Origin of the sequence: Erwinia sp. Eh17-17 (genome assembly GCF_039675725.1) — a bacterium.
Taxonomy (GTDB): Bacteria; Pseudomonadota; Gammaproteobacteria; order Enterobacterales; family Enterobacteriaceae; genus Erwinia.
In genome coordinates, this window is the sequence record NZ_JBDFQT010000002.1 from 364,862 (window position 1) to 377,686 (window position 12,825).

General features: G+C 56.2%; 9 protein-coding genes. 5 read left to right on the forward strand and 4 right to left on the reverse strand.

What is annotated here, in order from left to right; all coding sequences use genetic code 11:
• Positions 1–49: 49 nt before the first annotated feature.
• The 4 genes from ABEH87_RS07075 to lrp form a co-directional block, all read right to left on the reverse strand.
• Positions 50–1,393, reverse strand: a complete 1,344-nt coding sequence (locus ABEH87_RS07075; RefSeq protein WP_346575201.1) for a replication-associated recombination protein A — start codon at positions 1,391–1,393, stop codon at positions 50–52.
• 7 nt (positions 1,394–1,400) lie between these two features.
• Entirely contained in the window at positions 1,401–2,012 is a 612-nt protein-coding gene (lolA, locus tag ABEH87_RS07080; protein ID WP_346575203.1) for an outer membrane lipoprotein chaperone LolA, read from the reverse strand.
• Positions 2,013–2,208: 196 nt separating this feature from the next.
• Positions 2,209–5,574, reverse strand: a complete 3,366-nt coding sequence (locus ABEH87_RS07085; RefSeq protein ID WP_346575205.1) for a DNA translocase FtsK 4TM domain-containing protein — start codon at positions 5,572–5,574, stop codon at positions 2,209–2,211.
• A 119-nt stretch (positions 5,575–5,693) separates the two neighbouring features.
• Complete coding sequence (gene lrp / locus ABEH87_RS07090) at positions 5,694–6,188, reverse strand: leucine-responsive transcriptional regulator Lrp (RefSeq protein WP_006118610.1); 495 nt, start codon at positions 6,186–6,188, stop codon at positions 5,694–5,696.
• Positions 6,189–6,716: 528 nt separating this feature from the next.
• Here lrp and trxB point away from each other — a divergent pair.
• The 5 genes from trxB to infA all read left to right on the forward strand — a co-directional run bounded on the left by trxB (position 6,717) and on the right by infA (position 12,632).
• A complete protein-coding gene (trxB, locus tag ABEH87_RS07095; RefSeq protein ID WP_346575207.1) occupies positions 6,717–7,682 on the forward strand; it encodes a thioredoxin-disulfide reductase in 966 nt (321 codons plus the stop codon).
• 147 nt (positions 7,683–7,829) lie between these two features.
• Positions 7,830–9,599 (forward strand): cysteine/glutathione ABC transporter permease/ATP-binding protein CydD, encoded by a 1,770-nt coding sequence (cydD, locus tag ABEH87_RS07100; RefSeq protein WP_346575209.1) that lies wholly within the window; start codon positions 7,830–7,832, stop codon positions 9,597–9,599.
• Positions 9,596–11,326: a cysteine/glutathione ABC transporter ATP-binding protein/permease CydC gene (cydC, locus tag ABEH87_RS07105; protein ID WP_346575211.1), complete on the forward strand. Its 1,731-nt coding sequence runs from the start codon at positions 9,596–9,598 to the stop codon at positions 11,324–11,326. The genes cydD and cydC overlap by 4 nt, the downstream gene beginning before the upstream one ends.
• 32 nt (positions 11,327–11,358) lie before the next feature.
• Entirely contained in the window at positions 11,359–12,051 is a 693-nt protein-coding gene (gene aat, locus ABEH87_RS07110) for a leucyl/phenylalanyl-tRNA--protein transferase (protein ID WP_346575212.1), read from the forward strand.
• A 362-nt stretch (positions 12,052–12,413) separates the two neighbouring features.
• Positions 12,414–12,632 (forward strand): translation initiation factor IF-1, encoded by a 219-nt coding sequence (gene infA, locus ABEH87_RS07115; protein ID WP_002211347.1) that lies wholly within the window; start codon positions 12,414–12,416, stop codon positions 12,630–12,632.
• The last annotated feature ends 193 nt before the right edge of the window (positions 12,633–12,825 follow it).

Below are 12,825 nucleotides of genomic sequence, written 5' to 3' on the forward strand. Positions count from 1 at the left end.
ATATGCAGAGTGCGTTGAATTCATTGCTAACCTTACCGCAACGTCAGTGTCAGCGGTAGCGTTTTGTCGGGCTATTTTGATCCTGTTCATGCAACCAGGACAGCTTTTCACCAATCTTGCCCTCCAGCCCGCGTGTTGTTGGCTGGTAATAGCGCGTTTGCGCCATCTGCGGTGGGAAATAGTCTTCCCCGGCGGCATAAGCATGGGGTTCATCATGGGCGTAACGATATTCAGCCCCCAGCCCCATCTCTTTCATCAGTTTAGTGGGCGCATTACGCAGGTGTTCCGGTACATCATAATCCGGGCTTTCACGCGCATCGCGCATCGCCGCTTTAAAGGCGGTATACACGGCGTTACTTTTTGGCGCACAGGCCAGATAGACAATCGCCTGCGCGATGGCCCGCTCACCCTCTGCCGGGCCAACGCGGGTAAAGCAGTCCCAGGCGGCAATGGCCACCTGCATGCCGCGCGGGTCAGCATTGCCAACATCTTCAGAAGCAATCGCCAGCAGGCGGCGGGCGACGTACAGCGGGTCACCACCGGCGGTAATAATACGGGCATACCAGTAGAGCGCTGCATCAGGGGCGGAGCCGCGCACTGATTTGTGCAGTGCGGAAATAAGATCGTAGAAGCGGTCGCCCTTGTTATCAAAGCGCGCGCTGCGTTCACCAGACACTTCGTTAAGCAGCTGTGGCGTCAGCTCGCGCTTGCCTTTGCTGTTCACCTCGGCCATATCCGCCATCATTTCCAGCGTATTCAGGGCCCGACGTGCATCACCGTTGACCAGCTCTGCAATCATGTTGCGGGTATTGTCCGGCAGGATGATGTTCTCTTTGCCGTAGCCGCGCTCGCTGTCCTGCATCGCCTGGTCGAGCACGGCGGCAATATCTTCACTGGTGAGCGACTTCAACAGGTACACGCGTGCGCGCGACAGCAGTGCGGAGTTCAGTTCAAACGAAGGATTTTCGGTAGTCGCACCGATAAAGGTGATGGTGCCATCCTCAATGTGTGGCAGAAAGGCGTCCTGCTGACTTTTGTTAAAGCGATGGACTTCATCGACAAACAGAATGGTTCGCCGGCCTGCGTTACGGTTTTGACGCGCACGCTCAATCGCCTCGCGGATCTCTTTCACCCCGGAGGTTACGGCAGAAATACGTTCGACATCGGCCTGACCATAGTGGCCTATGATCTCTGCCAGCGTGGTTTTCCCCGTCCCCGGCGGTCCCCATAAGATCATCGAATGAAGATGACCGGCCTCAATCGCGCGCGGCAGCGGTTTGCCAGCCGCCAGCAGGTGCTGCTGGCCGATATACTCAGCCAGCGTGCGTGGCCGCATACGTGCGGCCAGAGGCTGAAATTCATTACGGGAAAAATCGAGGGACAGGTTACTCACGCAAACCTCACTGACGCTGGTCGTCCACAGTCACGCCTTTCGGTGGCGTAAATTTGAACTTGTCGGCACTGATACTCCCGTTTTGCTGGCTTTTCAGCGTATAGCTACTGCGCTGACCGTCCTGCTCTACCGCGCTGAACTGGTTGATAGTACCGTTCGTAGAAACGTTGATGGTGAACTGCTTCAGATTACCATCCGCGTTTTTAGGCGTCAGGGAGAAGTCATTACCTTTCTGCGCGACGTTATACTGTTTCCAGTCGCTCGACTGGTTACGGGCAATCAGCATAAATGGCGTATTGCCGGTGGCATCTTTCAGCCAGCTGGCACTGACCTGTTCGACAAACGGGTTGTAGAACCACAGGGTTTTACCGTCGGAAATCAGAGTGCTTTCATCCGGTGCGGTCATATGCCAGTTGAACAAGTTTGGACGCTGAACCCACATCTCACCTTCGCCGTCCTGCACTGACGCACCGCTGCCGTCAGTCACTTTTTGATTAAAGGTGGCATGGAAGCTTTTCACCTTATCCAGGCGCTGCTGGAGGTCACTCGCCGCATCAGCCCATGCGGCGGCAGAAGAGAATGCAGCCAACAGACAGCAGGAAATCATTAATTTTTTCATTACGGCATCCTTTTTGAAACTCTTGTATCCCGTTTCGGGTTAAGCGTGACGTGGATAACTTTAGCCAGGCGCTGACAACAACGACAGGAGATAAAACTGAATTTCCCCGCGCGCATCATGCAAATATTGGGACAGATGTCTGGAATTCAACGGGCCAGGCAAAGCCTGGCCCGTTGACGGTCACAGAACAAACAACTTAACGTTCGTGCGGCGGCGGAGCCAGCACCTCACGGTTGCCGTTGTGCCCCGGTGAAGAGACAATTCCCTGCGCTTCCATCTGTTCGATGATACGCGCAGCACGGTTATAGCCGATACGGAACTGCCGCTGAACCCCCGAAATAGAGGCACGTCGCTTGTCGACCACGAACTCAACGGCCTGATCGAACAGCTGATCCAGCTCTTCATCGCCATCCACTCCGCCAGCGCCCGACTCGGCATCGTCTCCGCCACTCAGAATGCCCTCTTTATATTGAGGTCGCTCACGTGCCTTCCAGTCTTTCACGACGGCATGCACTTCCTGGTCACGTACAAAAGCACCGTGAACACGGACTGGAATGGAAGAGTTCGGTGCCAGGTAAAGCATGTCACCCATACCCAGTAATGATTCCGCACCGCCCTGATCGAGAATAGTACGTGAGTCAATTTTGCTGGACACGGTAAAAGCAATACGCGTTGGGATGTTAGCCTTGATCAGGCCGGTAATCACATCCACCGACGGACGCTGTGTGGCAAGCACCAAGTGGATACCCGCAGCACGTGCTTTCTGTGCCAGACGGGCGATAAGCTCTTCCACCTTTTTGCCAACGGTCATGATCAGGTCAGCAAACTCATCCACCATCACCACGATATAAGGCTCTTTTTCCAGTACCGGTGGCGTCATCTCCATACTGTCGGTCGGCTTCCAGAAAGGATCGGGGATTGGACGGCCCATTGCCTCAGCCATATCAACTTTTTCGTTATAGCCCGCAATGTTACGTACGCCCAGCGCGGACATCAGCTTGTAACGGCGCTCCATTTCCACCACGCACCAGCGCAGGGCATTCGCGGCATCCTTCATGTCGGTGACCACATCCGTTAACAGATGTGGGATCCCTTCATATACAGACAGCTCAAGCATTTTCGGGTCGATCATGATAAAGCGCACTTCTTTCGGCGTGGCTTTATACAGGATGCTGAGGATCATCGCGTTGACCCCCACCGATTTACCGGAACCCGTCGTACCCGCCACCAGCAGATGAGGCATTTTACCGAGATCGGCAACCACCGGATCGCCGGAGATATCTTTGCCAAGCACAATCGACAGCGGCGATGGATTATCGCGGAATGCCGGGCAGTCCAGCACTTCACGCAGATAAACCGTCTGGCGCTTCACGTTTGGCAGCTCCAGACCGACATACGGACGGCCAGGAATGACCTCGACTACACGTACCGCCACGGCGGAGAGTGAACGCGCAAGATCGCGCGACAGGTTAGAAATTCGCGCCGCTTTCACGCCAGGTGCCAGGTCAAGCTCAAAACGGGTGATCACCGGGCCGGGAGAATAGCCCACCACATCTGCTTTGACCCGATAGTCAGCCAGACGCGCCTCGATAAGGCGGGCAGTCTGTTCGAGAGCAAACTGGTCTACCGGCTCGGTCTCTGACGGCGGTGAAGCGAGCAGGTCCAGCGTCGGCAACGGTGTCGTCGGTTTATAGGTCGGCTGCTCATGACGCATCAGGAACGGATGGATCAGGCTATCCATATCCGGCTCCTGCGGTTTAGCAGGTGCCGCTGCCGGTACGGCTGGCTGCCAGGAAGGCGTCTGCGTAGCAGGTGCCGCTGGCTGTGCTGGCTGGACGGCCGCCGGCTGCTGCCAGGAAGTCGTCACAGGTGCCTCTGGTTCCACTTCCGCGACCGGCGGCAGCGTAAACAGTGGCTCTACCGGACCGTCATCCACCAGATCGTCCATCGGGGAGAAATCAAACGCCCCCGCCGTATCAAGCGTAAAGGTCGGGCTGCTGCTTTTCGGTTCATCCCTGTAGCGATGTTGCTGCTGTTCGGCAAACTGACGGGCCAGAGCCGCCTGCTGCAGAGCCTCTTCGTCTTCGGCAGCAAATTCTTCACCGTAACGCTGCTGTTCCCTCTCCAGGAAGGCCTCGCGCAGTTGAGCCTGTTCGGCATCCTCCTGCTCTTCAGCCGTGGCTGTCGGCAAGGGAGCATCAACGTTGGCACTCTCAGGCTGACGTGAGTCCTGCTCTTTGGCTTTTTCTTCGGCTATACGCTGAGAAGGCAGTTTAATCCCGTAGGAAGCCAGTTCGCGGCGAGTAGGTAGCTTGACCGGATTCGGACGCGGCAGTTCAGGCCCAATCCCCTGCTTAACCTGCGGGTTGAGATCCTCCCCGCTGGTGGCGGTAAAGCCCGGCATAAAGGGTGTATTACTGCTGGCTGACTGTGCCACCGCACCAATAGCGGCTCCTGTCGCAGCCGCCGCCACAGAGGCCGGATGAGAAGCGTGAGGCGTAGAAAAATCAAATGGCGATGCCGACGATGTCTCCTGCCAGTTGCCCATTTTCGGCCCGTCATCTTCATCCACCGGCACCGAAGGTGCTGGCGTCTGGACTTCAGCGGGAACTTCAAAACGGTACAGCGACGGCTGCGGTGCAGCGACCGGCACGGCGGGCTGGAGTTCAGCCGCAGCAGAGGCGGCCTGAGCGGGCGCAACCGCAACAGCGGCGGGCTGTGCAGACGCAACGGCGACAGCGGCAGGCTGTGCGACGGACGCCGCCGGGCTGAGGGCCGGTTTAGCCAGTAGCGGATCGTCCTCTTCATCTTCCGCATACAACGGCTGCGGACGGGTCAGGAGGACGTCATCATCATCGTGCGACGCTGGAGCCACGGCGCGTTTGACTACCGGCGCGTCAACGTCTTCATCGTATTCGTCTTCTTCGTGCCATTTTTCATCGGCGCGTGAGCGGTTGCTGGCAAAGGTCAGGACCCCCATCACCACACCGCCAATTTTTTCCGCAATCGTCAGCCATGACCAGCCAGTGTAGAGCGTCAGCCCTGCCGCCCAGATACACAGCAGCGTCAGCGTGCCGCCCGGACCGCTGAAATACGGCGCCATCGCATTGCTTAACAGGCTGCCAATCACGCCGCCCGATGCGAAATACCAGATATCATCGGCATTCAGTGCAGCGAGACCACAGGACGTCACGACCAGGGCCAGGACGCCAATCATGCGTAACGCCACAGCAAAATAGTCGACGTAGTCCTGGACATGGCGCTGGCTGAAGGTGATCCAGCACAAACCTAAAATCACCGGAGGAAGGGCGTACGCCATCACGCCAAAAATGAAGAATAGCGTATCGGCAAGCCAGGCCCCCACCCCACCACCAATATTGTGGATAGGCTCGTGCCAGGCGGTTTGTGACCAGCTGGGATCGGAAGGGTTGAAGCTCACCAGCGCCACCATCAGATAGATGGCGAAAAGAGCAACAACAATCAACAGTGCTTCGAGCAGGCGACGCCCACTGCTTAACGGTTGTAACGAAACGTCTTTATCTTCTGTGTATTCCTGGCTCAAGAGTACTCTCCAGGTGCCCGTAAACTATGAAGGTAACAGCGCCGGGCATGCCCGGCGCTTGACCTGTATGAATTCACAGGAGTGTACCGAAAACTAACAGGTTTTGCACCTGCCCTGTGTTACCGGGTTTTAATTACTAACCGGTTACTTTGTTTCACTTCTTCCATCACCACGTAGGTACGGGTATCGTTCACACCCGGCAGACGTAGCAAGGTTTCACCGAGCAATTTACGGTAGGCAGACATATCTGGAACGCGCGTTTTCAGCAGATAGTCAAAATCACCGGAAACAAGGTGACACTCTTGAGTTTCCTCAAGTTTTTGCACAGCGGCGTTAAATTGCTCAAACACATCCGGCGCACCACGATTCAGAGTAATCTCAACGAATACCAGTAACGATGCATCCAGATAGTGCGGGTTCAACTGCGCAGTGTAACCGAGAATAAAGCCCTGTCGCTCCAGACGGCGAACGCGCTCAAGGCACGGCGTCGGTGATAACCCCACACGCTTAGAGAGTTCAACGTTCGAAATTCGTCCATCCTTCTGCAACTCATTCAGGATATTGCGGTCGATTCTGTCGAGGTCTTTACCCGGTCGTTTTTTATTGTCTACCATTATTATTGTCTCTCTTAAAATCCTTCCCTTTACCTGCCATACCCTGAACGAGATCAATGTAACAGGGTTGATCTAAGTGAAGACATCGAGCCTGTCGCGAGATTAAACGCACCATCTGCATGACGCATGTTGTCTGTCCACACCATGCGTCATTCCAAATAACAGACTGAGTAAATCCGGTGATAAACGCAAAATTCGGGATGAAACCCTGCCTTGCGCTTTCAGAGATACTCTGCTTCCCATAATGTTTTCGCAAAAGCGCAGCCGATTGTCAAAGCAAAACAAATAAAATCAGTACAACATGCCAAAGCAGAGGCTGTCTGACTGTTTTTAAATGACAATTTTATCGATAAAATCCCTGAAAATTCGCACGAAGTGCCTTTTTATCCTCTTGCTATTTCCCTCTTCAACCGACGATTGGTAAAACCTTTTTCATTAATTGTTAACAAAATCGCAGAAACCTTTTTTTGCCCCGCCAAATTCCCTACAATCCGGGTATCTGTTTGCCAGTTAATTAATGAGGGTCTCATGGGTACGGCTAAACACAGTAAGTTACTGATTCTGGGTTCGGGTCCGGCTGGCTATACTGCCGCCGTGTACGCCGCCCGCGCTAACCTGAATCCGGTGCTGATCACCGGTCTGGAAAAAGGCGGTCAGCTGACCACCACCACTGACGTGGAAAACTGGCCGGGAGATGCCAACGAGCTGACCGGGCCACTGCTGATGGAACGTATGCACGAACATGCGGTAAAATTTAATACTGAGATCATTTTCGATCATATCCACAGTGTTGATTTGCAGAACCGTCCGTTCCGCCTGACCGGTGACGAAGGTGAATACACGGCGGATGCACTGATTATTGCTACCGGTGCCTCGGCACGTTATCTCGGCCTGCCTTCAGAAGAAGAGTTCAAAGGTCGCGGTGTATCAGCCTGCGCCACCTGTGACGGTTTCTTCTACCGTAACCAGAAGGTCGCTGTGATTGGCGGCGGTAATACTGCGGTTGAAGAAGCACTCTACCTGGCGAACATTGCTGCTGAAGTGCATCTTATTCACCGCCGTGACAGCTTCCGTGCAGAAAAAATCCTGATTGATCGCCTGAACGAAAAAGTGAAAAACGGCAATATCGTGCTGCACACTGACCATACCCTGGATGAAGTACTGGGCGACCAGATGGGTGTCAGTTCTCTGCGTCTGCGCTCTACCAAAGACGACCAGACGAAAACTCTGGATGTCGCCGGTCTGTTTGTGGCGATTGGCCACAGCCCGAATACCGCGATTTTTAACGGTCAGCTGGCGCTGGAAAATGGCTATATCAAGGTACAGTCAGGCCTGCAGGGTAATGCGACTCAGACCAGCATCCCAGGCGTCTTCGCCGCTGGCGATGTGATGGACCACATCTACCGTCAGGCCATCACCTCCGCAGGTACGGGCTGTATGGCCGCACTGGACGCTGAGCGTTATCTGGATGGTTTAGTTAAAAACAATCAGTAAGTTGTTAAAATTCTGAGCTAATCTTGCCTGAGGCGACGACCAATTGTCGCCTTTTTACCCTTCCCGCTGTACCATTGCCGTGCTTGACACCAATCTTCCTGGGGCCTTTGCCTCACTACTGTTTACGTCAGGGCAATACGGCAACAGATGAATAAAACACGACAACAACAACTCACCCGCTGGCTGAAAAGTCAGAGTGTGCACGGTCATCGCTGGCTGCGCCTCTCATTCCTGCTGGGCACGTTAAGCGCCCTGCTGATCCTTGCCCAGGCCTGGTTCCTCGCCTCTCTGCTTCAGGCACTGCTGGTCGACCATCAGCCGCGAGACAGCCAGCAGATGCACTTCTTGCTGCTGCTGGCCTGCTTTGCCGGTCGCGCCCTGCTGGCCTGGCTGCGGGAAAAGGTCGGTTTCAAAACCGGTCAGGCTATCCGCCAGACATTACGGCACCAGGTTCTGAACCGTCTGTCCGACCTGGGCCCGGCATGGATTCAGGGTAAACCTGCCGGAAGCTGGGCCACGCTGCTGCTGGAACAGATCGAGGATATGCAGGATTACTATGCCCGCTATCTGCCGCAGATGGCGCTGGCGGGCGTGATTCCCCTGCTGGTGTTGATTCTGCTGTTCCCGGTCAACTGGGCAGCGTCACTTATCCTGCTGGCTACCGCCCCGCTGATCCCGCTGTTTATGGCGATGGTCGGAATGGGCGCTGCCGATGCCAACCGCCGTAATTTCCAGGCCCTGGCCCGTCTGAGCGGCCAGTTTCTTGACCGCCTGCGCGGGCTGGAAACGCTGCGTTTGTTCCATCGTGCCCGTGCGGAAACAGAGACTATTGCCGAAGCCTCCGATCAGTTTCGTCAGCGCACGATGGAAGTTCTGCGCATGGCGTTTCTCTCCTCGGCCGTACTGGAATTTTTCGCCTCGATCTCCATTGCCCTGATCGCGGTCTATTTTGGCTTCTCTTATCTTGGCGTCTTCGACTTTGGCCACTACAGCGGTCCGGTCACTCTGTTTGCCGGATTCCTGGTCCTGATACTCGCCCCGGAGTTTTACCAGCCGCTGCGTGACCTTGGCACGTATTATCATGCCAAGGCGCAGGCTATCGGTGCCGCCGATGCCCTGCAGACGTTCCTTGAAGAGAGTGAAAGCTCTTCTGTTGAGCGGGGTTCCCTTACCCCTGAGCTAGGCCACGGCTTCAGCCTGGTGGCGCAGGATTTAGTGATTGTCACCGCCGATGGTATCCCGCTGGCGGGGCCACTGAACTTCACGCTACGGCCGGGACAGCGCGTTGCGCTGGTCGGACAAAGCGGCGCGGGTAAAACCTCACTGATGAATGTGTTGCTCGGCCATCTGCCCTACCGCGGTTCACTCCGGGTCAACGACGTGGAGCTGCGTGATATTGCTCTGCCACACTGGCAGCGTCAGCTGGCCTGGGTAGGGCAGAATCCCCACCTTCCTGCCAGTACGCTGCGGCAGAATATTCTGCTGAGCGGCAGTCACGATGAAGCTCGCCTGCAGCAGGTGCTGGCGCTGGCCGGGGTCAATGAATTTCTGCCCCGGCTGCCAGCCGGCCTTGATAGCGAACCCGGTGACCAGGCCGCACTGCTCTCCGTCGGACAGGCACAGCGCGTTGCCGTGGCGCGGGCGCTGATGAAGCCCTGCCAGCTGTTGCTGCTGGATGAACCGGACGCCAGTCTGGATGCGCACAGTGAGCAGCACGTGAATCATGCGCTGCTCGAAGCCTCGCACGCCCAGAGTACGCTCCTGATCACCCACCAGCTCGATCGCCTGGATCAGTGGGATGAAATCTGGCTGATGCGCCAGGGGAAAATTGTCCAGACCGGAAGCCGGGAAAAGCTGGCGAACCAGCCCGGCCCCTTCGCCGACCTGCTGGCCCAGCGAGGAGGATCGCTCGAATGAAAACTCTGCTGCCGTTTTTAAAACTCTACCGTCGCCATATCATCCGGCTGCTGGCGGGTATCGTGCTGGCCGTTCTGACGCTGCTGGCCAGCATTGGCCTGTTGACGCTCTCAGGCTGGTTCCTGGCGGCGACGTCTCTCGCCGGCGTTGCCGGGATTTACAGTTTTAACTATATGCTTCCTGCCGCCGGAGTGCGCGGTGCCGCCATCAGCCGCACGGTGGCACGCTACCTGGAACGTCTGGTCAGCCACGACACCACCTTCCGCGTGCTTCAGCATCTGCGCGTCTTCACCTTCAGCAAGCTGCTGCCGCTCTCCCCTGCGGGTATTGCCCGCTTCCGCGAGGGGGAACTGCTCAACCGTCTGGTAGCCGATGTTGATACGCTGGATCACCTCTATCTGCGCGTCATTTCGCCACTGGTTGGGGCGCTGGCCGTGATTGCAGTGGTCACCACCGGCCTGAGCTGGCTGGATAGCGGATTAGCGCTGACCCTCGGTGCGCTGATGCTGCTGACCCTGATTATCATTCCACCGGTATTTTACCGTGCCGGGCTACCGGTAGGAGCCGACCTGACACGCCTGCGCGGCGAGTATCGCAGCGGCCTCACGCGCTGGTTACAGGGCCAGGCAGAGCTGAGCCTCTACGGTGCAGCCGATGCCTTCCGTCAGGGGATGGATGCCACCGAGCAGGCCTGGCTGGCCGCACAGCAGCGCCAGGCCAGCCTGACCGGGATGTCACAGGGGCTGGTCATGCTGATGGGCGGTATTGCCGTCACGCTACTTCTCTGGCTGAGCGCCGTTGGTATTGGTGGCGACCCCTATCCCGGAGCCTTCATCGCGCTGTTTGTCTTCTGTGCGCTGGCGGCGTTTGAAGCCCTGGCCCCGGTTGGTACGGCATTCCAGCATCTCGGCCATGTTATCGCCTCCGCGCAGCGGGTATCGCAAATTATTGACCAGCGCCCGGAAGTCAGCTTCAGCAGCGACAGCGCGATGTCGCACCGCCCAGGTGCTGTGCTGAGCCTCACCGACGTCAGCTTCCACTATGGTGATGGCGAACCCGCCATCAGCCATCTGACGCTCAATATTAACTCAGGCGAACACATCGCTTTGCTCGGCCGAACCGGCTGCGGTAAATCCACGCTGTTACAGCTGCTGACGCGGGCATGGGACCCGCAGCAGGGTGCCATCATGCTGAATGGCCAGCCCCTAAAAGAGTGGAGCGAGGCCGATCTGCGCGCCCGCACCAGCGTGGTCACTCAGCGCGTCCATCTGTTCAGCGCCAGCCTGCGTGACAACCTGCTGCTGGCAGCGCCGGGCAGCAGCGATGAGGTGCTGTCTGACGCCCTGCATCAGGTCGGTCTGGAAAAGCTGCTGGATAACGATCAGGGACTGAACGCGTGGCTTGGTGAGGGGGGACGCGCGCTTTCGGGCGGGGAGCTACGCCGGCTGGGCCTGGCCCGTGCGCTGCTGCACGGCGGTGACCTGATGCTGCTGGATGAACCCACAGAAGGCCTGGATGCAGAAACAGAACAGCAGATACTGACGCTGCTGCGCAAAGTCGCCAGCGGGAAAACCCTGATTATGGTGACCCACCGTCTGCGCGGCCTGGCACATTTTGACCAGATTTGTGTTATGGACAGTGGCCAGGTGATTGAACAGGGAAATCATCAGGAATTAGTCTCAAAACAGGGGCGCTACTGGACATTTCTGCAGCGCTTTGCGCTATAGTCATTAGCTCTCAAGCTACTGAGAATGCCTCCATGCGACTGATCCAACTGTCACGCGAATCACTCAACTTCCCGCCGCCTGAAATGGCGCTGCGGGAACCCAATGGCCTGCTGGCGATGGGGGGCGACCTCAGCCCACAGCGTCTGCTGAACGCCTATCACCGTGGCATCTTTCCGTGGTTTTCGCCGGGCGACCCAATTCTGTGGTGGGCACCCGATCCGCGTGCCGTTCTGTTGCCAGAGAATTTTCATCTGAGCCGCAGCATGAAACGTTTTCATCAGAAGTCACCGTACCAGGTGACCATGAATAAGCAGTTTCATCAGGTGATTGAAGGCTGCGCCAGCGACCGTGACGAAGGCACCTGGATCACCCACGAGGTTAAACGCGCCTGGCAGAAATTACATGACCTGGGCCATGCACAGTCAATTGAAGTCTGGCGCGGTGATGAGCTGGTCGGTGGCATGTACGGTCTGGCGCTGGGGCAAATTTTTTGTGGTGAATCGATGTTCAGCCGGAGTGAAAATGCATCAAAAACGGCGCTGCTGGTATTCAGCAACTACTTTCAACAGCGCGGCGGCAGGCTGATCGACTGTCAGGTCCTTAATCCTCACACCCAGTCACTTGGCGCGCAGGAGATCCCTCGCGTCACTTATCTTCATTATGTCAATTCCCTTGCCCATCTGCCCCTTTCGGCTGACTGCTGGCAGCCACGCAGGCTTTTTTAATGCGATCTTTCGATGTTTTGCACACCACACCGTGAGAAAAGTGATATAATATGCGCGTTTGGTATGTCGTCCGCCTTTCACCGGTACAAGATGGTGATGCGGAATACCAGGCTGGGAATCTCAACGCACCTTTTCAGAACTGTTTTAAACGTGCGACCAAAGCATATATTTTAAACAGATTCTTAGCCCGCTGTTCCCCCACGCTGACGTCATTGACTCCAGATTTATTCGTAACCCGTCTGCGCCAGGTGCGTATCAGAGGGGTTGATGTGGATGATTTCATCCGCAATTCTTTACTTAATACGTGAAATTCGGCATTATCTTGCCGGTTCAAAACTAAGGTAGTCCACCTAGAGGATTCGATGGCCAAAGAAGACAATATTGAAATGCAGGGTACCGTACTCGATACGTTACCTAACACCATGTTCCGCGTTGAATTGGAAAACGGTCACGTGGTTACCGCTCATATCTCCGGTAAAATGCGCAAAAACTACATCCGCATCCTGACGGGCGACAAAGTCACTGTAGAGCTGACCCCGTACGACCTGAGCAAAGGCCGCATTGTCTTCCGTAGTCGCTAAGTTACCCATTCTGTCGTGCTGCCGCGTTTATCGCCCGCAGCACCCATAATCCAAACCGGACTGTTATCAGTCCGGTTTTTTTATGCGAAAAATATTATCTTCCCCCTAAAGTGCCTTCCCCCCCCTGCCGATAAATCAGAATATTCCTAAAGTAACTGAATGAATCAGTCCGGATAACTCTGGTGGTGGCAAA